Source organism: Thiomicrospira sp. R3 (assembly GCF_029581415.1).
Taxonomy (GTDB): domain Bacteria; phylum Pseudomonadota; class Gammaproteobacteria; order Thiomicrospirales; family Thiomicrospiraceae; genus Thiomicrospira.
In genome coordinates, this window is the sequence record NZ_CP121121.1 from 1,631,118 (window position 1) to 1,653,283 (window position 22,166).

Annotated in this window: 20 protein-coding genes; 15 read left to right on the forward strand and 5 right to left on the reverse strand. The window is 46.7% G+C overall.

Going from position 1 to position 22,166, the window contains the following annotated elements:
• The first annotated feature begins 10 nt into the window (after positions 1 to 10).
• The 5 genes from nadD (at position 11) to P8S55_RS08295 (ending at position 2,562) form a co-directional block, all read left to right on the forward strand.
• Positions 11 to 661 carry a nicotinate-nucleotide adenylyltransferase gene (nadD, locus tag P8S55_RS08275; RefSeq protein WP_289223749.1) on the forward strand — a complete coding sequence of 217 codons (651 nt, stop codon included), beginning with the start codon at positions 11 to 13 and terminating at the stop codon, positions 659 to 661.
• 19 nt (positions 662 to 680) lie between these two features.
• The gene (gene rsfS / locus P8S55_RS08280; RefSeq protein ID WP_289223750.1) at positions 681 to 1,046 is read left to right on the forward strand and encodes a ribosome silencing factor; all 366 of its coding nucleotides are present in this window, start codon (positions 681 to 683) and stop codon (positions 1,044 to 1,046) included.
• 40 nt (positions 1,047 to 1,086) lie between these two features.
• Positions 1,087 to 1,557 (forward strand): 23S rRNA (pseudouridine(1915)-N(3))-methyltransferase RlmH, encoded by a 471-nt coding sequence (gene rlmH / locus P8S55_RS08285; RefSeq protein ID WP_289223751.1) that lies wholly within the window; start codon positions 1,087 to 1,089, stop codon positions 1,555 to 1,557.
• A gap of 158 nt (positions 1,558 to 1,715) precedes the next feature.
• Entirely contained in the window at positions 1,716 to 1,979 is a 264-nt protein-coding gene (rpsT, locus tag P8S55_RS08290) for a 30S ribosomal protein S20 (protein ID WP_289223752.1), read from the forward strand.
• Between the two features lie 85 nt (positions 1,980 to 2,064).
• Complete coding sequence (locus P8S55_RS08295; protein ID WP_289223753.1) at positions 2,065 to 2,562, forward strand: ATP-dependent zinc protease family protein; 498 nt, start codon at positions 2,065 to 2,067, stop codon at positions 2,560 to 2,562.
• 14 nt (positions 2,563 to 2,576) lie between these two features.
• On the opposite strand, the gene P8S55_RS08300 is transcribed toward P8S55_RS08295, so the two are convergent.
• Positions 2,577 to 4,208: an acetolactate synthase large subunit gene (locus tag P8S55_RS08300; RefSeq protein WP_289225322.1), complete on the reverse strand. Its 1,632-nt coding sequence runs from the start codon at positions 4,206 to 4,208 to the stop codon at positions 2,577 to 2,579.
• Between the two features lie 371 nt (positions 4,209 to 4,579).
• Here P8S55_RS08300 and P8S55_RS08305 point away from each other — a divergent pair, with 371 nt between their 5' ends.
• From P8S55_RS08305 to P8S55_RS08345, 9 genes are all read left to right on the forward strand, one after another.
• On the forward strand, positions 4,580 to 4,819 hold the full coding sequence (locus P8S55_RS08305) for a BCCT family transporter (RefSeq protein ID WP_289223754.1): 240 nt from the start codon (positions 4,580 to 4,582) through the stop codon (positions 4,817 to 4,819).
• Positions 4,819 to 5,364: a hypothetical protein gene (locus tag P8S55_RS08310; protein WP_289223755.1), complete on the forward strand. Its 546-nt coding sequence runs from the start codon at positions 4,819 to 4,821 to the stop codon at positions 5,362 to 5,364. The genes P8S55_RS08305 and P8S55_RS08310 overlap by 1 nt, the downstream gene beginning before the upstream one ends.
• 144 nt (positions 5,365 to 5,508) lie before the next feature.
• Complete coding sequence (locus P8S55_RS08315; protein ID WP_289223756.1) at positions 5,509 to 6,510, forward strand: Rpn family recombination-promoting nuclease/putative transposase; 1,002 nt, start codon at positions 5,509 to 5,511, stop codon at positions 6,508 to 6,510.
• 612 nt (positions 6,511 to 7,122) lie between these two features.
• Complete coding sequence (murJ, locus tag P8S55_RS08320) at positions 7,123 to 8,667, forward strand: murein biosynthesis integral membrane protein MurJ (protein WP_289223757.1); 1,545 nt, start codon at positions 7,123 to 7,125, stop codon at positions 8,665 to 8,667.
• Positions 8,668 to 8,729: 62 nt separating this feature from the next.
• Positions 8,730 to 9,668, forward strand: coding sequence for a bifunctional riboflavin kinase/FAD synthetase (gene ribF / locus P8S55_RS08325; RefSeq protein ID WP_289223758.1), 939 nt, complete (start codon positions 8,730 to 8,732; stop codon positions 9,666 to 9,668).
• 20 nt (positions 9,669 to 9,688) lie between these two features.
• A complete protein-coding gene (gene ileS / locus P8S55_RS08330; RefSeq protein ID WP_289223759.1) occupies positions 9,689 to 12,517 on the forward strand; it encodes an isoleucine--tRNA ligase in 2,829 nt (942 codons plus the stop codon).
• 193 nt (positions 12,518 to 12,710) lie between these two features.
• Positions 12,711 to 13,415, forward strand: a complete 705-nt coding sequence (locus P8S55_RS08335; protein ID WP_289223760.1) for a Fic family protein — start codon at positions 12,711 to 12,713, stop codon at positions 13,413 to 13,415.
• A 62-nt stretch (positions 13,416 to 13,477) separates the two neighbouring features.
• On the forward strand, positions 13,478 to 13,984 hold the full coding sequence (gene lspA, locus P8S55_RS08340) for a signal peptidase II (protein ID WP_289223761.1): 507 nt from the start codon (positions 13,478 to 13,480) through the stop codon (positions 13,982 to 13,984).
• Between the two features lie 6 nt (positions 13,985 to 13,990).
• The gene (locus tag P8S55_RS08345) at positions 13,991 to 14,173 is read left to right on the forward strand and encodes a DUF2986 domain-containing protein (RefSeq protein ID WP_289223762.1); all 183 of its coding nucleotides are present in this window, start codon (positions 13,991 to 13,993) and stop codon (positions 14,171 to 14,173) included.
• Between the two features lie 54 nt (positions 14,174 to 14,227).
• Here the strand turns inward: P8S55_RS08345 and P8S55_RS08350 are convergent, their stop codons facing one another.
• From P8S55_RS08350 to P8S55_RS08365, 4 genes are read right to left on the reverse strand one after another with little or no spacing between them, the layout of a single operon-like run.
• Positions 14,228 to 17,308 carry an efflux RND transporter permease subunit gene (locus tag P8S55_RS08350; RefSeq protein WP_289223763.1) on the reverse strand — a complete coding sequence of 1,027 codons (3,081 nt, stop codon included), beginning with the start codon at positions 17,306 to 17,308 and terminating at the stop codon, positions 14,228 to 14,230.
• Positions 17,305 to 18,378: an efflux RND transporter periplasmic adaptor subunit gene (locus tag P8S55_RS08355; RefSeq protein ID WP_289223764.1), complete on the reverse strand. Its 1,074-nt coding sequence runs from the start codon at positions 18,376 to 18,378 to the stop codon at positions 17,305 to 17,307. The genes P8S55_RS08350 and P8S55_RS08355 overlap by 4 nt, the downstream gene beginning before the upstream one ends.
• A gap of 42 nt (positions 18,379 to 18,420) precedes the next feature.
• Positions 18,421 to 18,591, reverse strand: a complete 171-nt coding sequence (locus P8S55_RS08360; protein ID WP_289223765.1) for a hypothetical protein — start codon at positions 18,589 to 18,591, stop codon at positions 18,421 to 18,423.
• 1 nt (position 18,592) lies between these two features.
• Positions 18,593 to 19,837, reverse strand: a complete 1,245-nt coding sequence (locus P8S55_RS08365) for a lytic murein transglycosylase (protein WP_289223766.1) — start codon at positions 19,835 to 19,837, stop codon at positions 18,593 to 18,595.
• A 112-nt stretch (positions 19,838 to 19,949) separates the two neighbouring features.
• On the opposite strand from P8S55_RS08365, the gene rlmKL reads away from it, so the two are divergent.
• Entirely contained in the window at positions 19,950 to 22,160 is a 2,211-nt protein-coding gene (gene rlmKL / locus P8S55_RS08370) for a bifunctional 23S rRNA (guanine(2069)-N(7))-methyltransferase RlmK/23S rRNA (guanine(2445)-N(2))-methyltransferase RlmL (protein ID WP_289223767.1), read from the forward strand.
• Positions 22,161 to 22,166: the final 6 nt, after the last annotated feature.

The following is a 22,166-nucleotide window of genomic DNA, read 5'->3' on the forward strand; positions in this document are numbered from 1 at the left end:
AAGGAAATGTGTGACTTTAACCAGGCCTGGTCAAGAGAAAAAAAGTCGAATCGGCATTTATGGTGGCACCTTTGATCCCGTTCATTATGGTCATTTGCGCCCAGCGCTGGATGCCATGCATCAACTTGGTTTATCACAGGTTAGGTTTGTACCTTGTTATCAGCCAGTTCACCGCGACCAACCTCAGGGCTCATCAGAACTTCGCTGTCAAATGCTTCAAGCCGCGATAGGTTCACAACCCGGCTTTGAATTAGAACGCTGTGAAATTGATCGTCAAGGCCCATCCTATACGGTGGATACGCTTCGACAATTAAAAACGCGCTTTAACGATCATGGCCTTGTTTTACTTATGGGGATGGATGCATTTAGTAAGTTTTTGAGTTGGCATGACTGGCAAGGCATTCTAAACTTAGCCAATATAGCGGTGATGCATCGCCCGGGTGAGATCTTGCCGGAAACTGAAGCATTATCGGCCTTGTTAGCGCAGCGTTTAACTTCAACGTTGACAGCATCGAACGGTCAGATTATCGAGGTTGAAGTGACACAGTTGAATGTGAGCTCAACACGCATTCGCGCTTTGGTTAAAAAAGATGAGCCTATCGCGTTTTTAACCCCTGCAGGGGTCATTGATGTTATTAAGCAGCAGCAACTTTACAGATAATTTTTAATAAGGGAACTAAATGGATTTAGAGCAATTAAAAGACCTTGCGTCAAAAACCCTCGACGATGGTAAAGCACGTGATATTCAAGTGTTGGATGTTGCGGGCATATCGAACTTTACAGATTGTATGATTGTAGCAACCGGCACATCAAGTACCCATGTTCGTGCGCTAGCCAGCATGGTTGATCAGGCGTTTAAAGAAGCGGGTGATCCTAGTTTAGGCAGTGAAACCGGGCCGGAACCCGATTGGGCATTGATTGATCATGGCAACCTAATTGTGCATGTGATGACAGAGAATGCACGCGCTTATTATGCGTTGGAAAAGCTTTGGGATATGAAATCACGTCCTGCTGAACCGAAAAATGCTTCAGAAGCAGGTGAGTAATCATCTGCCCAATTTTGAGCATAAAGACGTGGTTTAAACGATGCAGATTCATTTTATTGTTGTCGGACAGAAAATGCCTAAATGGGTGCAGGAAGGTTATGCGCAATATGCCAAGCGGCTGCCCAAATCCTGTGCATTAAATTTAATTGAATTACCGATGGCGCAGCGCGGTAAAACCAGCTCGGTTGAACAAAATAAGCTTGAAGAAGCTAAACGTATTCAACTGGCGGTTCCAAAAGGTAGTCGTCTTATTGTGTTAGATGAGCACGGCCAACAGCCGACAACTTTACAATTGTCAAATCGCTTGGATGATTGGTTGGCGCGAGGACAGGACGTGGCGTTGGTGGTCGGCGGCCCTGATGGCTTAGATGCGAGTATTATTAAACAAGCGGATTGGTGTTGGAGCTTATCCAAACTGACCTTACCACACCCCTTGGTTCGTGTGTTAATTGCGGAGCAGATTTATCGCGCTTGGTCTGTGTTACAAAATCATCCGTATCATCGGGAATAATAAGGCATTTTTTTAACAAACTCTTGAACTTATAGTATAAGCCTGTATAATCTTGCCCATCCTGCTCAAACCCTATGGTAATTGACCGGCTGTCTTGTGAATCTGACAAGGTGTAAAACCCGGGTTACTTTAGATTTTAAAAATTTTGGAGAGTTATTGTGGCCAATTCAGTTCAAGCTTTAAAACGCGCTAAACAAGCCGAGAAACGTCGTCAACTTAACGCGTCTCAACGTTCTGCAATGCGTACTTCGGTAAAAAAAGTATTAGCCGCGATTGAGTCTGGCGATAAAGAGCAAGCAAATGTTGCGTTCCGCGCAGCGCAGTCTAAACTTGACGGTATGGCGCGTAAAGGCCTAATCGAAAAGAACAAGGCAGCACGTTCAAAAAGCCGTATCAACGCACGTATTAAAGCAATGGCTTAATCTTAACCGATTAATTTTTGCTTAAATATTTAAGGCCCTCGCTTTTAGCTTAAAGCGGGGGCTTTTTGCATTTCTAGGGGCTGTGATGATTCAATACAAAACGGCTAAGCATGTTCTAACACTGCTATTGGTCTTTATGGCGGGGGTGTTGTTAAGTGGAGTGGTGGTATGGTATGGCTCTGAGTCAGCTAAAACCCTCTCGGCGATTGAGCCGGTGTATTTTACTGAGCTCAATTTGGTATTGAGCGCAAGGGTTGATACGGGAGCGCAGACTTCATCGCTTAGTGCGCGTAATATTGAAATGTTTAGGTTGGAAGGCGAAAACTGGGTGCGTTTTGAAATAGTCCATCCAAATTTATCGAATGAGGTTAAGGTCGAAGCCCCAGTGGCGCGGTTTGCTGAAATCAAGCAAGCTAATCACCCTGAACCGGTTAGCCGCCCAGTCGTGGCTTTGGTTGTCGAGGTTCAGCAACACGCTTATAGGCTTGAGTTCAGTTTAACCGACCGCAGCCACCTGCATTACCCTGTATTGTTAGGGCGCAATTTGTTGCAGCAGGGTTGGCTTGTCGATATTAACCAATAATGATAATGATTGCTTTATGTCGGGCAAATCATTTGGCCGAGTTGTTCGGTTAGCTTTAGGTTTTCGGAATAATCGACTGGGCAGTCAATGATCACCACACAGTTATCAGCGATGGCTTGCTTCAATGTCGGCAGCAGTTCATCGGTATGGTTGATTCGATAGCCTTTGGCACCAAAAGATTCAGCAAATTTTATAAAGTCTGGGTTGGCAAATTGGATATGGCTTTCGCGGCCAAATTGATTCATTTGTTTCCATTTGATTAAGCCATATTCTTGGTCATTCCATACCAAAACAATCAGTGCAAGTTTCAGCCGCACGGCGGTTTCAATTTCCTGGCAGTTCATTAAAAACCCCGCATCACCGGTAACCGCTACGGCAACCTGTTCGGGTTGCGCGAGTTTAGCGGCAATTGCACCCGGAAGGGCAATGCCCATTGACGCAAAGCCATTGGAAATAATACAGGTATTGGGCGCTTGGGCGCTGTACATCCGCGCCATCCACATTTTATGCGCGCCCACGTCACAAACCACAATGTCTTCATCGGCTAAAGCTGACCGTAAATCATGGATGATTTTTTGGGGTTTGACAGGGAAAGCTTGGTCTTCATCATGCTGATGAAATTCGTATTCAATAAGTTGTTTTAGATTACCTATGCCGTTGTCTTCTTGGCGGTGCGCGATGGCCGCGATACTTTCTAAGCTGCGGCCAATATCCCCCAACACACCGGCTTCAACAATATAGTATTCATCCACTTCGGCAGGCTGGGTATCGATATGGATGATTTTACAATTTGGGTTTTGATTCCACAGATAAGGGTGATACTCGACAATGTCGTAACCCACGCAAATTACTACATCGGCACGATCTACCCCACAGGCGATATAGTCATGGGCTTGTAAACCAATGGTGCCGATCGAGAGCTCATGCCGACAGGGGATAACCCCTTTAGCCATAAAGGTGGTCGCGACAGGGATATTGAGCTTAGCGGCGAATTCAACCAGTGCATTCGTTGCTTTGGCGCGAATAACACCATTGCCAGCGATAATAACCGGGTGCTGTGCATTAGAAATGATGTCGGCGGCTTGGCGTGCTTTTTCGGCATTAGGCGCGGGGAGGCTTGGGCTTTGGCGTTTTAGTGGTTTTTTATCAATTTGCATTTCCGCAATGTTTTCTGGAAAATCAATAAAACTACAACCGGGTTTTTCCATTTGTGCAACTTTAAAGGCCTTGCGAATGACTTCTGGAATAATATCAGGGCTAAGAATTTGGGTGCTGTATTTGGTAATGGGTTGGAATAGATTTACTAAATCCAAAACCTGATGGCTTTCTTTGTGTAGGCGGGTGGTGGCCGCTTGGCCTGCAATCGCGACGACTGGCGCACGGTCCATATTCGCATCGGCCACGCCCGTCACTAAATTGGTCGCACCCGGCCCCAACGTTGACAGGCAAACGCCTGCTTTGCCAGTGAGCCGACCATAGACATCCGCCATAAACGCGCCACCTTGTTCATGGCGGGTGAGAATAAATTTAATCGGTGAATCTAACAGCGCATCCATTAAATCCAGATTCTCTTCACCCGGAATACCGAAAATATATTCGACTTCTTCGTTTTCTAAACAACGTACCATTAACTCAGCGGCCTTCATCATGTGTTCTCCTTGATAAGCAATCTTTTTATTTGCGCCTGTTAGCTTAATCCTATAGTCAAGGATACTGTCAAAATTCCTTGCTATCAATAAGGATTGAATAAGGTTTTTAAGCGGGTGTTATCCGATGTGTCGGCGCAGGGTGAGGGCACTTTCGATTGCATCCTTTTCAATCTGGCAAGGAATTTAAACGCCCTTAAGCTGGAAATAGGGCGTGGGTTTTTTGTTAAGGTAGGGCTTTTTGTGAAAAACGGTAAAAATGCATGTCTGAAGTACCCGCTAAACCCAAATAAACCCAAACAAAGCCCTGTTGCTATAACCCTATTGCTCCCGGTATTTTTACCCGCTGTTACGGTGATTTCATTTTTTCATTGGGGTTTTATATTTGGGCGATGTATGGTTTAGTTGGCCTGAGTTTGGCCTATTTTGCGTTTCGTCATCAACTGCCCTTATCCATTCGCTCAACACTCTACCCGCTGATTGGCGAGCGCAGTTATGGCCCGATCGGTCATACGGTCGATAGCTTTGCGATACTCGCCACGATTTTCGGTATCGCCACTACGCTAGGCTTGTCGGTATCACAAAAATGCTGGGTATGTGGCGTGCCTTAATGCTAGCAACAAAACGAGAATTAAGTTTAGTCAATGCGATGCAATCCTCCAAACCCGCCCATACGCGGACCTGGAAAAAACGCTTAGCGCAGTTGATTAAATACCCATCACGTGAGGAAGTCGAAACCTTTGTGCGCCAGGTGGTGCATCCGAGCATGATACAGGTGGAAAAAGAGCTAAATCAACAAGGCTGGCCAGCGGAGGTTTATTTTGATAATCGCGAATTTAAGTCACGCATTGAGGTATTCAAAGCGAATGAAGTTGAATTTATCTACGAAGTGCGCATCAGCGATTATGTCATGCCAGGTTTTGCCTATCCAGAAATGGCGCAGGATGAAGATAAGGATCAAAGTCATTACTACCGCGCCGATGTGTTCTTGCGCCGTGGCGACCAGTCTTATGATGTCTATGGTTATGAAAAAGAAGAACTAATTAGCGATATCCTCGACCATTTCGAGCGCTATTTGCAATACCTGCACCATACCCCCGATTTAATGCCCTGGAAAACCGAACAACAACGAGACCAAACCCTAGTCAAAAAATGACTAAAGCACTAGCAACCAGGCCTGGTTGTTAGTTTGTAGTAGACAGCCGTCAAACCCATAAGTTAGGAGTCTGTCAGATTAGGTCGGTGCTATAAATCCGTTCATGGTAAGATTTTGTCTTGTATAAACAAGGATTTCATATCAATGAATGAGAACCATGACTTCCCGCTAGAAAATGACGACGATTGGTTTGAACCTGATTCCATGGCTCACAGCCATGATCGAGGCTATAAGTATCTCTTTTCGCACAAAGAACTGGTTCAAGAGCTTATTGAGGGCTTTGCGCCTGCAGATCTAGTTACTAACCTTGATTTTAATTCACTCAAGAAAGAAAACGGCAGTTTTATTACTCCGGCGATGAAAAAGCGCGATTCGGATGTGGTTTGGTCGGCAAAGCTAAAGCACTCAGAGCAGACCATTTTTCTCTATCTGCTGCTGGAGTTTCAATCGGAAGTGGATTTGTCTATGCCTGTGAGGATTTTGCAATATGTGGCCGCGCTGTATGACGATCTCAACAAACAACAACGCTTATCTATAAAAGCAGGCCTGCCACCCGTGTTCCCTGTGGTGTTATACAACGGACAACAAAAATGGACGGCGAAACATGACATGGCCGAACTCTATAAAAACCTGCCTGAGTATTTAAAACCCTATCAACCGCAATTGCGTTATTACCTGATTGACGAAGAACGCATCCCCGATGAACAAATCGATGGTGTGATTAACGGCATTAGCACGATATTTAGCTTTGAAAAAGCCCACGAATACGCCCAAGCAAGACACAGCACCCAAAAACTGCTGCGCTATCTAGAAAGCTTAGGTGACGACCAACGTGCACTGGCGATGGCCGTATTAAAATGGGTAATGGTTCACTTGAAAAAGAACTACCCAACGATTAACATTACACCTGTAGAACTCATCATTAAGGAGCCGAGCATGTTGGCACAAAACGTAGAAAACTGGAAAAGAGAGATTTTCGCTGAAGGCGAGCAGCTAGGCAAGCTAGAAGGCAAGCTAGAAGGCAAGCTAGAGCAAGCGATCCAAATGATAAAAGAATTTAATCTATCCGTAGAGTTAGTGGCAGAACGTTGCCAACTATCCTTAAAAGAGCTTAAAGAACGTTTAAATCAAAACGATAAAGCCTAACTAACGCGATCCATACCGCTATCACGGAACCTGGAACCTTGCCTTGTCACAATTGGCGATTCACTTTGAAGGCCTGACTTGACAAGGTATTGGCTATTTAGCCAACCAAGTTGACACAGAATTTTGAACGCTCTCTTAAGTTTATCAACCCGCTTTTCCATCATGTTTTCTTTCTTATATTGCATAAGGTTTAGTATGAGTCATTTTTGCCTTGTTATTCGGTATCTCAGTTTTTTTCAAGCTTTTGTATCCGCAAAGCCTGTTATTTTGACAGGTTATGCGGAATGGCTTGATTTAACGAGTTAACTGCTTGTTGTTGCGTGATATAAATAGTACCTCAAAAAAAATCATCAATACTAGTTAAAGTGCGGGTCAGATTAGGTTGTTAGGGCTTTGAGTATTAATTGAATTATGTAGGGTGCTTAATAGTAGTTTTTCGGCTGTTTAGTTGAGCTGTTCTCGAGTGTAAGTAACGCTGCCATATCTTATATATCTGCGCCTCAACGTTAGTTCGTGGTGAAAATAGTAACGCATTATATTTTTAAGCAATTACAACCAGGCCTGGTTGTTTGTTAAAATTTGCATTCTTTTTGTTAATTTAATTGAGTCGGTTTGAAAAAAATAATTAAAGCCACCGCGACGGTCGGTGGGATGACAATGATTTCGCGTGTGCTGGGGTTTGTGCGCGATATGGTGATTGCGCGGTTTTTTGGCGCGTCTGCGGGGGCGGATGCGTTTTTTGTTGCGTTTAAAATCCCTAATTTTTTCCGCCGTTTGTTTGCTGAGGGTGCGTTTTCTCAAGCGTTTGTGCCGGTGTTAGCCGAAACCAAAGAGAAGCGGGGGATTGAGGCGGTTCGGGGTTTGGTTGGTGCGATTGCGTTTCGACTCGGTTTGATTCTGTTCTTTTTAACGCTGTTTGGCGTGTTTGGTGCCTCGCTTTGGATGAGCGTGTTTGCGCCAGGTTTCCGCTCTGATCCTGAAAAGTTTGAACTCGCCACCGCGATGTTGCAAATCACCTTTCCTTATCTGATGTTAATTTCGTTGGTGGCCTTGTCCTCGGCCTTAATGAATACCTATAACAAGTTTGCTGTGCCGGCTTTTACGCCGGTTTGGTTAAATTTGGTGATGATCGGTTGTGCGATTTGGTTGGCGCCGCATCTTGAGCAGCCGGTGATGGCGCTGGCTTGGGGGGTGTTGCTGGCGGGTGTGGTGCAGTTGATGTTCCATTTACCGTTTTTATGGCAAATGGGTTTGTTGCCTTCTCCGACCGCCAAATCTGATCCGGGGGTCAGTGAGGTTAAGCGTTTGATGTTGCCGGCGTTGTTTGGTGTTTCGGTGGCGCAAATTAATTTGCTGGTAGATACAATTTTGGCGTCGTTTTTGGTCACGGGCAGTGTGTCTTGGTTATATTATTCGGACCGTTTGATGGAGTTTCCATTGGGCGTGTTTGGGGTGGCGTTGGCGACGGTGGTGTTGCCTGGTTTGTCGAAAAAAGCGGCGAATGCGGATTGGGAGGGTTTTAAGCAGGATTTGGATTTTGCGTTAAAGTTGGTGATGTTGATTGCGGTTCCGGCGATGGTGGGGTTGTTGTTGTTGGCACAGCCGTTATTGGTTACGTTGTTTTATTATGGTGAGTTTAGCGCGTTTGACGTGCTGATGTCGAGCCAGAGTTTGATGGCTTATTCGCTGGGTTTGTTGGGTTTTATTTTGGTGAAGGTGCTTGCGCCTGCGTTTTATGCACGTAAGGAAATGAAAACGCCGGTTAAAATCGCGGTGGTCGCGCTGGTGAGTAATATTATTTTAAATTTGATTTTGATTGGTCCGCTCGCGCATGTTGGCTTGGCGTTGGCGACGTCGATTTCGGCGATGCTCAATGCGGGGCTGTTGTATTATTTTTTACTCAAGCAGCAGGTATTTAGTTTGCAGTCGCCTTGGCGCGGTTTTAGTTTACAGGTTTTGGCGGCTGTAGGTGTGATGGCGTTGGTGTTGGTTTTGGCGAGTCCGGACAACCAGGCCTGGTTGGATTTTAGCGCTTGGCAGCGGGTGATTTGGCTGTTGAGTTTGATTGTTTTTGCGATGTTGGCGTATATAGTGACCTTAATTTTATTTGGATTTAGACCTAGACGGTTTGTTAGCCAGTTAAAAGCCAAAGAATGATCGCGTTACATCCAAGATTCAATCCGTTATAATTGTGATTTTGCACTCTACAAATAGACTCTATGCAACTGATTCGCGGTTTACATAATTTAGCTCGTTTTCAAACTCGATTTTCGGCGGGCAGTGTTGTCACCATGGGTAATTTTGATGGCGTTCATTTAGGCCATCAATGTGTACTTGAAAAGCTGATCAATCAGGCTAAAACCTTAGGTTTGCCGAGTGTGGTGATGGTGTTTGAGCCTTTTCCGATTGAGTTTTTTAGACCAGATCAGGCGCCTGTTCGTTTAATGAATTTGCGTGAAAAAGTACGGGTATTGAGCCAAGTGGGTATCGATTATTTACTTTGTGTGTCATTTAACCGCCCGTTTTCGCGTTTAAATGCCTCGGATTTTGCGCGCCAAATTCTTTGTCAGGGGCTTAATGCCAAACAACTAGTGATTGGTGATGACTTTCGGTTTGGTTATCAGCGTCAAGGCGACTTTGCGTTTTTAACCCAATGGGGTGCAGAGCATGATTGCCAAGTGAGTGCGATGTCAACTTTTAATTTGAATGGTGAGCGGGTGAGTAGCACCCGTGTACGTGATGTGTTGGCTGAACCGGATCTTGCTTTGGCGAAAAGCTTAATGGGGCAAGGTTTTCGCTTTGAAGGCAGGGTGATTCATGGTCAAAAACTAGGGCGCACCTTGGGTTTTCCAACCCTAAATTTAAACCCGAAGCGCTTGCAGATGCCGGTGAGTGGTGTATTTGCGGTAAAGGTAGCCGGGTTAAACGACCAGGCCTGGCCTGGTGTGGCCAATATTGGGGTGCGCCCGACGGTGCAAGGACAAGGTCCTTCGATTGAAGTCCATTTATTTGACTGGGACAAAATGGTCTATGGCGCGCATGTCGAAGTGATACTTGAGGCGTATATTCGCCCGGAAATGACCTTCAGCGGCTTGGATCAATTAAAAGCGCAAATAGCGCAAGATGCGACCCAAGCTCGACACTTTTTTACTATTTAAACCTGTTTGGAACCTTAATCATGACGGATTACAAGCCTACTTTAAACCTCCCTGAAACCGATTTCCCGATGCGTGGTGGTTTGCCTCAGCGTGAACCCAAACAGGTGGAAGCCTGGTTAGCGCAGGATTTATATCAAACCGTGCGCCAAGCGATGGCGGGTCGGCCGAAGTTTATTTTGCATGATGGCCCACCCTATGCGAATGGCGATATTCATATCGGTCATGCGGTGAATAAAGTGCTGAAAGACATGATTGTGAAGTCGAAAGGTTTAAGCGGGTTTGATGCACCGTTTGTGCCAGGTTGGGATTGTCATGGTTTGCCGATTGAATTAAATGTTGAGAAAAAACACGGCAAAGTTGGTGTCAAACTGAATGAGCGTGAATTCCGCCAGGCCTGCCGTGATTATGCACAAACCCAAGTCGAAGGTCAAATGAAAGACTTTCAGCGTTTGGGGATTATGGCGGATTGGGCTAACCCCTATCTAACCAAGGCGTTTGATTTTGAGGCGAATGAAGTACGTGCATTGGCTAAGATCATTGAAAAAGGTCATTTAGTGAAGGGCACCAAGCCGGTTTATTGGTCAATCGGTGGGCGTTCGGCGCTGGCGGAAGCGGAAGTCGAGTACGAAGAAAAACGTTCAAACGCGATTGATGTGCGTTTTAAAGTGCTGGATGAAAAGGCGTTTTTTGAGCGTTGTCACCATATTGAAGATCACACGGGTGAAGGCCCCTTGTCGGTGGTGATTTGGACCACCACGCCTTGGACGCTGCCTGCTAACCAAGCGGTCGCGATTAATCCTGAGTTGGAGTATGCGCTGGTACAGGTTGAAACCGAGCAGGGCAAAGAACGTCTGTTTATGGCGGAAGCCTTGATTAAGGACGTGATGGCGAAATGTGATATTGAGCATTATCGCGTGGTGGCGTATGGCCGTGGTGATCAATTTGATTTAATCCGCTTGCAGCATCCGTTTTATAAGCGCATTGTGCCGATTATTTTGGGTGAGCATGTTACCACCGACGCCGGTACCGGCTGTGTGCATACTGCGCCAGGGCATGGTCAGGACGACTTTATTGTGGGGCTTAAATATGATTTAGAGGTGGATTGTCCGGTGGATGGTTCCGGCACCTTTGTTGAAGGCACGCCTTTATTTGCGGGTATTAACGTGCTGAAAGCGGATGAGTCGGTGCTTGAGGTGTTGCGTGAACGCGGTGCGTTATTGCACCACCAAGCGATTCGCCATAGCTATCCACATTGTTGGCGCACCAAAACGCCGTTGATTTTCCGTGCCACGCCGCAGTGGTTTATTAGCATGGATCAACAAGGCTTACGTGCGCAAGCGATGGATGCGATTAAAGCCGTGCAATGGGTACCGGATTGGGGACAAAACCGGACTGAAGGCATGATTGAAGGGCGCCCGGATTGGTGTATTTCACGTCAGCGTTTGTGGGGGGTACCGATTTGTATTTTTGTGCATAAGGTGACGGGTGAAATGCACCCGCGTTCGGTTGAGTTAATGGAACAGATTGCGCAGCGTATCGAGAAAAACTCCATCGACGCTTGGTACGATTTGGATGCGACCGAGTTGTTAGGCGCAGAAGCCAATGACTATGAAAAAGTACAGGATATTCTCGATGTTTGGTTCGACTCCGGTGTGACCCATTTTGCGGTGTGTCAGCAGCATGACGAATTGCAAGCACCGGCGGATTTGTATTTAGAAGGCTCGGATCAGCATCGCGGTTGGTTCCAGTCATCGTTATTGACCGGCATCGCGATGAACGGCGAAGCACCTTATAAACAAGTGTTAACCCATGGTTTTACCGTCGATAAAGACGGTAAAAAAATGTCGAAGTCGAAAGGCAATGTGGTCGCACCGCAAAAAATCGCTGACACCTTAGGCGCGGATATTTTACGCCTGTGGATCTCAGCCGCCGATTATCGTTATGAAATGACGGTGTCCGATGAAATTATTAGCCGTACCGCCGATGCTTATCGCCGTATTCGTAATACCGCGCGTTTCCTGTTAGCCAATTTGAACGGCTTTAATCCGGCCACTGACTTAGTAGCTTATGATGACTTATTACCGCTGGATAAGTGGGCGGTCGGGCATGCGCATGGCCTGCAACAACAGATTGTGGAGGCCTATAATCAGTATCATTTCCATCAAATTTATCAAGCGGTGTCGCATTTCTGTTCGATTGAAATGGGCGCGTTTTATTTAGACGTGATTAAAGATCGTCAATATACCTGCAAAACTGATGGGTTAGCGCGTCGTTCGGCGCAAACCGCGCTTTATCATATTATCGAAGCGATGACCCGTTGGATTGCCCCCATCTTGAGTTTTACCGCCGAAGAACTTTGGCAATATATTCCGGGTGAGCGTGAAAAAACCGTGTTTGTCGCCACCTGGTATGAGGGCTTAACGCCGCTGGACGAGTCGGCCAAGATGAATTCAGCTTACTGGGCGCAAATGATTGAAGTGCGTTCTGCGGTGGCGAAACGTCTGGAAGAGTTGCGTAATGCGGGCGAAATCAAAGCCAGCTTAACCGCACAGGTTAAACTCTATGCCGATGGTGACGTGTTTAATGCTTTAAATCAGTTAGGCGATGAGTTGCGATTTGTGTTGATTACCTCTTATGCGCAGATTTTGCCAATGAGTGATAAACCAGCTGGTGCGATTGAAACGGAATTAGATGGCTTATGGATTGAAGCGCAAGCGGTGCAAGCGGAAAAGTGCCCGCGTTGCTGGCACCATCGTGAAGATATCGGTGTTGACCCAGATCACCCAGAGCTATGTCAACGCTGCGTTGATAACGTAATCGGCAAAGGTGAAGTGCGTCACTATGCTTAATATTAAGCAAGTGAGCATGATGGATTATTATGAAGTTTGACTCGTTGCTACGCTGTGCGTGGGAACGCATAAGATATGTTCATAACTTAGGTTCCTTGGGAAGAAGTGCAAAGCGCTGTTTTGTTTATGCGTCATCTCGGTGTAGGCCGAGATATTTTGAGGTTGAGCGGGTTCAATTAAGATAGAGGATAAAATGATTGAAGAACGCGTTTGGGGGATGAAACCCAATAATCGCTTAGCGATGCAATTAGCCAAGCGTGACCTATCAACTCTAGTTTATGATGCGGTGAACCTCGAAGGTGTGGCGATGACCCTACCGGAAGTGCAAACTTTATTGGAAGGCATTACGGTCGGTGGGCATAAAATCAGCGATCAAAATATGGCGCTGAATCAAGCTAAGGCTTGGGAGTTTATTTTCGATTTGGTAAAGAACGGGCAATTTCGGTTTGATAAACCGACCGTGCTGAATATACATAATATTGCCGGACAAGATGAAGCCTTGGAGTGGGGGCGATTCCGTTCGGGTTATGTCACCATTGCCGGTTCAGAATATCAACCGCCTGCACCAACGGAGTTAGAGCAGGCTTGGTTAGACTTGGAGTTGCAATTGGACGCCATTTCGGATGTGTATGACCGTGCGATTAGCGCGTTTTTGCAAATGGCACGAAATCAGTTTTTTTGGGATGTGAATAAACGCACCGGACGTTTTATGATGAACGGTATTTTACTGTCGCACGGTTATCCAATTATTAATGTACCGGCGAAGCGTCAGGAGTTGTTTAATCGCTTGATGCTCGATTTTTATAGCAACAGCGATATGTTACCTATGAATGGGTTTTTACGCGATTGCTTAGACGTTCGATTGATTAAAAACTTTACGATGGACTTGGGCGTGTAAACCATCGACAACCTGAGGGTTTTAGATCCCTCAGGTCTTAGCGGCGAATAATTAGGAATGCAATGAAAATACATTTTCTTCAAACCGGACTACGTTATCTTTGGATAGCAGGCCTGGTGCTGGTGTTGGATCAAGTTACCAAGTATCTCGCGGTGAGTTATTTAACCTTTGGTGAGCCTTTGGCAGTGATGCCGCACTTTAACCTGACGCTGGTTTATAACTATGGCGCGGCCTTTAGCTTTTTAGCCGATATGGGCGGCTGGCAGCGTTGGTTTTTTGTTGTTTTGGCGCTGGTGGTGGGTGTGGTTTTGCTGGTTTGGTTAAGTAAATTGAAAGCTAAGCCAACCCTTGAAGTGATTGGATTGCAATTAATTCTCGCTGGCGCTATAGGTAATTTAATCGACCGTCTGTTATTTGGTAAGGTAACGGATTTTCTAGATTTTTACTATGGCAGCTGGCATTATGCCACCTTTAATATTGCAGATATGGGCATTACCCTTGGCGCGGTAATGCTCGTTTATTATGAGTTTTTTCTGCGTCCCAAAGCATCCACTGAATCTAAAAAGTAGTCTACGATGAACCGAAAAAAGAAGATTTATCAAAAAGTTAAGAAGAAACTGTTGCAAGCGAAAGCTAAAAAGCAGCCCGCTAAGAAATCGTCTTATATTTCTAAAGCTCAACGCGCGTTGCTTGAAGAGAAGGTTGAGCCTGAGGCTGAAAAGCGTTCAGACTCACCCAACGCTGAATCAAGTAACTAATCAACCTCAATCTTTCAACGTCTTTCAACACCGTTCAATACTTTTCAATTCCAACTAGGCTGTTCTTACCTTAAACCAGGCGCTGTAGAGTGCGGGTAAAAAAAGGAGCGTGAGTAGGGTGCCCATTGTTATACCGCCAATCAACACATAGGCGAGCGGCCCCCAGAAGGTCGAGGTTGTTAGCGGTATAAACGCTAACACGGCGGCTAAAGCAGTTAAGACAACGGGGCGCGCACGGCGCACTGTGGCGTCGATCACCGCCTCGTAATCACTGAGCCCTTGCCGTTTGTTGTCATCAATTTGACCGACCAGAATCAGCGTGTTACGCATTAAAATTCCCGCCAAACCAATAAGCCCTAGTGTTGCCACAAAGCCAAACGGTTGTGAGAAGATCAGCAGTGCCATCACCGCACCAATTAAACCGAGCGGCGCGGTGAGGATCACCATGAACATGCCACTAAACGAGCGCATCATGAGCATCACCAGGGTAAGCATTAGAATCACCATCACGGGCATTAGAGCGCGAATGGAGTTTTGTGCCTTGCCTGATTCTTCGACCGAACCGCCGATTTCAACGCTATAGCCCAGAGGTAGGCTTTGGTTAAGTTGTTGCAGTTCAGGCCAAATTTGCATGGTCACATCAGGCGGTTGAGCGCCAGCACGAATTTCGCTATTAACCGATAGATAAGGCGTGCGGTTTCGACGTTTAAGCACCGGTTCTTCATAGTCAATCCTCAGGTTGACCAGCGCATCTAAAGGGTAGCTTTGACCCTTTAGGTTTTTAAGCGGTAGATTGCCAAGCTGTTCTAAATTTAACCGTGCCTCAGCGGGCGCACGCGCGATGAGTTGGACGCTGCGCGTTTGATGGCGCAGTTGGCTGATGGTTTGACCCTGTAGGATGAAATTGAGTTGCTGTTGCACATCCAATGGGTTAAAGCCGAGGTTTTCCAAATGCTGTGGGTCATAATCCAGCAGGATAACCGGTGTGCGTTGTCCATATTCCAAGTGCGGCTGGATGGTTTGTGGGTGGCGCTCCATAATGGTTTGAACTTGGTTGGCAATGTCGCGCAAAACCAACGGGTCATCGCCCATTACGCGGAAGCTAACCGGCCAAGGCACTGGAGGACCATAGAGCAGAGGATGAACACGGACGCGTGCTTGAGCAAATTCACCCTGATCAATCCAGCCTTGTAAGCGCGCTTGAAGCGCATCGCGTTGATCGCGATCGCCAGTAATGGCGATAATTTTGGCAAAAGCCGGGTTGGGTAGCTCAGGGTTTAGCGCCATAAAAAAACGCGGTGCGCCTGCGCCAATGTAGCTTGAGAGGGTACGGACTTCAGGTTGGGCGGCAATCAGGGTTTCCATGCGTTGCGCAAGCTGGTCGGTGACGCCAATGGAGGTACCTTCTGGTAGGTAGATATCAATCATTAATTCGGGACGGTCTGAACTAGGAAAGAATTGTTTTTCTACTAATTTTGCCATGCCGATTATAGATAGCACAAACAACAAAAAGGTGGCGAACAATACGGTTTTACGCTGATGCACACAGGCGCTTATTATCGTGCGTAATGCCCGATAGCCTTTGGATTGATAAGGGTCTAAATGCTGAATTTCATAACCAGGCCTGCCTAGTTCTTTAGCGGCAATGGGACCTTTGAGAAATTTAACCCCTAAATAGGGGGTAAAAATCACGGCAACAAACCAAGAGGCGATCAAAGAAATCGCCAATACCCAGAAAATATTACCGGCATATTCGCCAACATTCGAGGCGGCAAAGCCAATCGGTACAAAACCCACAGCGGTAATTAAGGTGCCGATTAACATAGGCATCGCGGTGACCGACCAGGCATAGGAGGCGGCTTGGATTTTATCCAGCCCTTCTTCGATTTTGACGAGCATCATTTCAATGGCAATAATCGCATCGTCAACCAATAAACCCAGCGCTAGGATTAAAGCGCCAAGGGTAATGCGGTCGAGGTTTTTACCGGTCATCATCATAATAAAAAACGTAATCGCCAGCGTGAGTGGCACCGCGAGGGCGACCACCAGGCCTGCTCGTAAACCGAGGGCTAAAAAGCTGACCAGCATTACCACAGCAAGGGCAACGAGGAACTTGAGTTGGAATTCGTCAATCGCCTGACTAATGGCATCGGCTTGGTTGGTGATTTTTTCTAGCTCAAAACCTAAGGGCAGGTGTTGGCTCAGCTGTTGCTCAAGTTTTTCTAGGTCTTTACCTAGCGTTAAGCCATTGTAACCAGTTTGCATAATGACACCGATTAGCAGGGCTTGTTGGCCTTGATCACGCACCAGGTATTGTGGCGGGTCTTGGTAACCTCGGCTGACTTGGGCAATGTCTTTGAGCTGGAATTGATGACCTTGAATGGACATAGGCAGATTTTCGAGTCGGCTTATGTCGTTTAACTGACTATCCATGCGCAGATAAACCCGCGCGGCTTGGGTGTCAATTTGTCCTGAAGGGGTGAGGCGGTTGTGGGCTTCTATTTCGGCAAAGATTTGTGAGGGGCTAATCGCCATTTGGCTCAGACGCTCAATATCCAGTTCAATAAATACCTGTTGTGGCCGCTCTCCAATTAAATTGACTTTTTGCACGCCAGGCACGCGCAGGAGTTGGTTGCGTATGTGTTCGGCAGGTTCAATCAGTTGAAAGGCTTGAAGCTCGGGGGCGGTGAGGGCATAAAGGCTGTAATAAACATCAGAAAAATCATCGTTAACAAATGGCCCTTGGACACCCGCAGGTAAAAAACTCGCTTCATCCAACATACGTTTGCGTACTTGATAAAACACGTTTTGTACTTCGTGTTTGGGGGTTTGGTCAAGAAATTGAATTTGCATGTTCACCTGACCTGGGCGCGCGGTGGTTTCCACTCGGTCAAAATAGGGCACTTCTTGCAGGCGTTTTTCAAGTCGGTCGGCGACCTGTTGTTGCATTTGTTCAGCCGTAGCGCCTTCCCAAATAGCCGAAACGGTCATGACTTTAATCGTGAAAATCGGGTCTTCTGCGCGCCCTAAACTGACAAAAGCATAAAGCCCAGCCAGTGCGACGATTAAAATAAAGTAAAGGGTTAAGGCACGTTCACGCACCGCCCAGGCCGATAGGTTAAACCGCTGCATCATAGCGTTGGCTCCTGCAGCTGACGAGTTTGTACTTTTTGTCCGGCTTTAAGCAGGTGGACACCCGCGCTGACAACCTGGTCATTGGGGCTGAGCTCCGCTTGCACAAAAGCAAAGTCTTGGGTTAGTTGAGTGAGCTTAACAGGTTTAAATTGAACGATGCCCTCTTGATAAAGCCAAACGCCAGTGCCTTGCCCGAGATCGAATACCGCTGATTTAGGCAGTTTAAGCTGTTGGTCTGGCGTGCTAAAAACCAGCTTGGCTGTTTGTCCGAGTTTTAGTTGTGTGTTTTCGGGCAGGGCATAGCGAACTGTCCAGGTATTTGAAGCGGGGTCAGCCGCTGGTGTGGTTTCACGCAAACTAACCGGTATTTGTTCGCCCGTTGGCAGTTGAATGAACCCCTGTTGTTTGGCTGAAGCGATGCGTGATTCAGGGAGTTTAACCAGAATATCCTGTTGTTGACTGAAGATTTCAATCAGCGTTTGACCGGGCTGCACAACCAGGCCTGGTTGTGCTTGGATGAATTGAACCAAGCCGTTTACTGGGGAGCTGAGTTGAGCATAATCCAGTTGACGTTTCACCAGATCTAATTCGCGTTGCAGTGCCACTAAACGTTGGTGCAGGCTGGTCACTTGGTTTTGAGCGCGGTCAAAGTCCTGTTGCGAAACTAGGTTGCGATTAAGCAGGTCTTGCGCACGTTTGGCTTCGGTTTGGGCGAGCTTAAGTTCGGATTCTGTCGCATTGAGATTCGCTTGCGCCGCACGTTGTTTAAGCGTTAAATCCGTGGCATCTAGTTGAATCAGTGTTTGACCTGTACGCACGCTATCGCCAATTTGTACATGGCGTTTTGTCACCAGGCCTGGTATTTGGAAACTTAAAGACGTCAGGGTTTGGCTTTCAATACGGCCCAGCAGGCTGTCTAATTGTTCACCACCTTGTTGTACATGAGACACAAGCACGAAGGGTAAGTGCTCTGAAGGCTCGCTCTCAGCTTGGTGTTGACAGCCAGAAAGCATGCTCAAACTGAGTGTGCCGATAAAAAAAATCTTGAAGGAGTGTTTAAGCTTAAACATAGTTCGCCTTTGTTACAAATTTAGGTTGGTAGCGGTAATAACTTAACGCGTTTTGATTGAGTTGGGTTGATTAAAGGTTTTCAGTTTGCGCCAAAGTCGGTGGTCAAGTTTAACGCTACGCGCTTGATTTTTCCAAAGCGCATAGCCCAACCCAAGTGGGGAGTGTAAAAAACGAAAAAACAGTGGTTTGTTGTTCACGTTTGTTGGTTTCATTTTATCTCGTTGCGTTTTTTAGCCTGTTGAGGATGTTTAATGTTGGTGCGCCATCCGCAGGGATATTGTGAGCCGTTTGGAACGCGCGGATACCAGCTCGTGTTTTGGTACCTGGAATACCATCCGCGCCACCGACATCATAGCCTAACTGATTTAAGCGTTGTTGCATTTCAATAATCTGCGCTCGCGTAAGGGCTTCGTCATCAGCTGGTTTTTTTGCAGTTAAACCCGGTGCGTCAATAATTCTATCGGCAAGATGACCAACGGCTACAGCGTAATTGTTCGACATGTTCCAACGTTTAATTACGTTAAAGTTGTGATAAACCAAAAAGGCCGGCCCACGATAGTCGCTCGGGATAAGCAGTGCAGCTGAAATGTCTGCATTCGGCAGAGGGGTATCATCTGTTTGGCGAATGCCCATTTTTTGCCATTCTGATAGTGGGCGTTGGGTGCGACCATCTGCTAGCGCAAAATCAAAGTTTTTAGGCAGCACGACTTCACGTCCCCAGGTTTCTTCGCGTTTCCAACCTAGGTTTTGTAAAAAGTTGCCTGATGAGTGAAACACATCGTCTAGGCTGTTCCACATGTCTTTACGTCCACTACCATCGGCATCAATAGTGTAACGCAGATAGTTGGAGGGCATAAATTGTGTTTGCCCCATTGCGCCCGCCCATGAACCTTTCATTTGTTCAAACGGAATATGACCTTCATCTAAAATGCGTAAAGCATAGATTAATTGTTGAGTGAAAAAGGTACTGCGTCGGGGATCGTAGGAAAGCGTAGCCAAGGATTCAATGACCGGAAAACTGCCGGTGAAATTGCCATAGTTGGTTTCTAAACCCCAAAACGCGACTAGAAAACGCCCTGGAATACCGTATTTTTCAGTGACTTCATCAAGCAGTTCGCGGTGGGTGGCTAGCATCTCTTTGCCACGTTTGATACGCCAATCACTAACAGCGGATTCGAGGTACTGCCAAAAAGTTCGAGTAAATTCAGGCTGATGGCGATCAAGTTCAAGCACGCGCTGATTGAGTTTAACGCCTGAAAATGCTTTATCTAATGTTGCTTGTGAGATGCCTTCTTGACGAGCACGTGGCTTAAATTCTTCAATCCAAGCTTGAAATGCTTGTTCATCGGCTGGCGTGATGGAAACGCTATTCGCTTTCGCTGGGATAGCAAAGAGGGTAACTAAAACAACAAACCAGCGAAGGGTCGTTTTTGATTTCAATACGGCGTGATTAAACATAATGAGGTCTCTAGGTTTAGTGGGTTTTAATGTAAGTGTTCAACATTTTACCGAAACCGCGACGCAGAAAAGCGTAAAATTAACATCAATTTATTTATGACCGGAAAAACCGATGAAATTTTTTGCTACTGCGCCGAATGGCTTATCTGAACTGTTAAAAGAAGAATTGCAAGCACTGGGGGCGCAATCTGTTAAAGCTCAGCCCAGAGGCGTGAGTTTTGAGGGTGGGTTAGTCGATGGTTATCGCGCCTGTTTATGGTCGCGGTTGGCGAATCATGTGTATTTGGTTTTGTTAGAATCGCAGCTGGATACCCAAGAAGATTTGTATGCGAATGTGCGCGCGCTCGATTGGGCACGTCACATGAGCGAAGATCATAGTTTTGCGATTTCGTTTACCGGTAAAGGGATGGGTATTGAGCATACGCACTTTGGCGCGTTGAAAATCAAAGATGCGATGGTTGATTATTTTCGCGATACCACCGGCAATCGCCCAGCGGTCGATCGTGACTATCCTGATATTCAGTTGCACGGCCATTTAAATCGTAATCAATTTACCCTGAGTTTGGATTTGTCGGGGCATAGCCTGCATCAACGGGGTTACCGTGAAGGTCAGCAGGTTAAAGCGCCATTGAAAGAAAACGTGGCAGCGGCGATTTTAATTCGTGCGGGTTGGCCCCAGCTGGCCGAGCAGGGCGCGGCATTGGTTGATCCGATGTGTGGCTCGGGTACCTTTTTAATTGAAGCGGCAATGATTGCATCGGACACCGCACCAGGCTTGGCTAAATCCCATGATATGGGTTTTTTATCTTGGTTAGGCCATCAACGTGATGTTTGGGATGAGTTGGTTAAGGATGCGCAAGCACGTGTGTTGGCGGGTTTAGCGAAGATTCCACCGATTTATGGCTCGGATGCGCATGGTGGCGCGGTGAAAATTGCGCGCCAAGCGATTCAACAAGCGGGTTATGCCGATGTGATTAAAGTGGATATCTTGCCGGTTAATCAAGCCAAGCCAATGGACGATCTGCAACCATACCCTGAAGGGCATAAAGGCCTGGTGGTGACTAATCCACCTTATGGCGAACGCTTGGGTGAGGAAGATGAAGTCAAAGCTTTGTATGTGCAAATCGGTGAAACCTTAAAACGCAGTTTTGTCGGTTGGCAGGCAGCGGTGCTCACCTGTAACAAAGAGCTGGGTTTATATTTAGGCTTAAAAGCCAAGCGGGATCATGCGTTTTTTAATGGTGCGATGGAATGTAAGTTGTTTCGCTTTGAGGTTGAAGAAGAATTTTTTCGTCAACCGGCGTTAAAAGCGGGGGCGGATTTAGCAGCTGAAGTAGAAAGTTCGATGGCCGATTTGGCGCAAACGGAAGGCGCGCAAATGTTTGCGAATCGGCTGCGCAAAAACTTAAAAACGCTGCGCAAGTGGGCGGATCGCAATAAGGTGCTGGCCTACCGTGTGTATGATGCGGATATGCCGGAATATGCCTTAGCGATTGATTATTATCATACGCTTGAAGCGGGCGAGTGGTTGGTGGTGAATGAATATGCACCGCCTAAAACGGTGAATGCCGCCAAGGCTAAACGACGTTTGTATGAAGCGATGGCGGTATTGCCTGAGGTGTTTGGCATTGCGGCTGAGCGGGTGGTGTATAAAATGCGCCAGAAGCAAAAAGGCAGCAGCCAGTATGAAAAACTGGAAGAACGCAAAGACTATTTCACCACCATCGAAAACAACACCAAGCTGCGGGTGAACTTTACCGATTATTTGGATACCGGCTTGTTTTTAGATCACCGTGATGTGCGCGCGTTGGTCGCGAAGTTGTCCAAGGGCAAAGACCTGTTGAACCTATTCTGCTATACCGCCACCGCGACGGCACAGGCCGTTGTTGCGGGAGCGAATAACTCGCTCAGTGTGGATATGTCGAAAACCTATTTGTATTGGGCTAAGCATAATTTCATGACCAATGATCTTGATCTCAGGCGCCATGAGCTGTTGCAAGAAGATGTAGTGGCCTGGTTGAAAACCCCACCCAAAATGGATCCGTTTGATGTGATTTTTTTAGATCCACCGTCGTTTTCAACCTCTAAACGTATGGACGGTGTGCTGGATATTCAGCGTGACCATGTTGAATTGATTGAACAGGCGGGGGCGTTACTCGCGCCGGGTGGCACCTTGGTGTTCTCCAATAATATGCAGAAGTTTAAGTTGGATAAGGACGCGTTATCCGCTTGGCAGATTGAGGATATTACCCGTAAAACCTTGCCAGAAGACTTTAAACGTAGCCCCAAAATTCACCAGGCCTGGTTGTTGACGAAAAGTTAGTTTAAG

Bases quoted from the DNA above. Each gene is read 5' to 3' on its own strand.
- P8S55_RS08295 (WP_289223753.1), top strand. From the start codon at position 2,065: ATGATTCAATACAAAACGGCTAAGCATGTTCTAACACTGCTATTGGTC.
- P8S55_RS08350 (WP_289223763.1), bottom strand. From the start codon at position 17,308: ATGATGCAGCGGTTTAACCTATCGGCCTGGGCGGTGCGTGAACGTGCC.
- lspA (WP_289223761.1), top strand. From the start codon at position 13,478: ATGAAAATACATTTTCTTCAAACCGGACTACGTTATCTTTGGATAGCA.
- rlmH (WP_289223751.1), top strand. From the start codon at position 1,087: ATGCAGATTCATTTTATTGTTGTCGGACAGAAAATGCCTAAATGGGTG.
- P8S55_RS08310 (WP_289223755.1), top strand. From the start codon at position 4,819: ATGCTAGCAACAAAACGAGAATTAAGTTTAGTCAATGCGATGCAATCC.
- rlmKL (WP_289223767.1), top strand. From the start codon at position 19,950: ATGAAATTTTTTGCTACTGCGCCGAATGGCTTATCTGAACTGTTAAAA.
- P8S55_RS08315 (WP_289223756.1), top strand. From the start codon at position 5,509: ATGAATGAGAACCATGACTTCCCGCTAGAAAATGACGACGATTGGTTT.
- rsfS (WP_289223750.1), top strand. From the start codon at position 681: ATGGATTTAGAGCAATTAAAAGACCTTGCGTCAAAAACCCTCGACGAT.
- P8S55_RS08300 (WP_289225322.1), bottom strand. From the start codon at position 4,208: ATGAAGGCCGCTGAGTTAATGGTACGTTGTTTAGAAAACGAAGAAGTC.
- P8S55_RS08365 (WP_289223766.1), bottom strand. From the start codon at position 19,837: ATGTTTAATCACGCCGTATTGAAATCAAAAACGACCCTTCGCTGGTTT.
- P8S55_RS08345 (WP_289223762.1), top strand. From the start codon at position 13,991: ATGAACCGAAAAAAGAAGATTTATCAAAAAGTTAAGAAGAAACTGTTG.
- ileS (WP_289223759.1), top strand. From the start codon at position 9,689: ATGACGGATTACAAGCCTACTTTAAACCTCCCTGAAACCGATTTCCCG.
- P8S55_RS08335 (WP_289223760.1), top strand. From the start codon at position 12,711: ATGATTGAAGAACGCGTTTGGGGGATGAAACCCAATAATCGCTTAGCG.
- P8S55_RS08355 (WP_289223764.1), bottom strand. From the start codon at position 18,378: ATGTTTAAGCTTAAACACTCCTTCAAGATTTTTTTTATCGGCACACTC.
- ribF (WP_289223758.1), top strand. From the start codon at position 8,730: ATGCAACTGATTCGCGGTTTACATAATTTAGCTCGTTTTCAAACTCGA.
- P8S55_RS08360 (WP_289223765.1), bottom strand. From the start codon at position 18,591: ATGAAACCAACAAACGTGAACAACAAACCACTGTTTTTTCGTTTTTTA.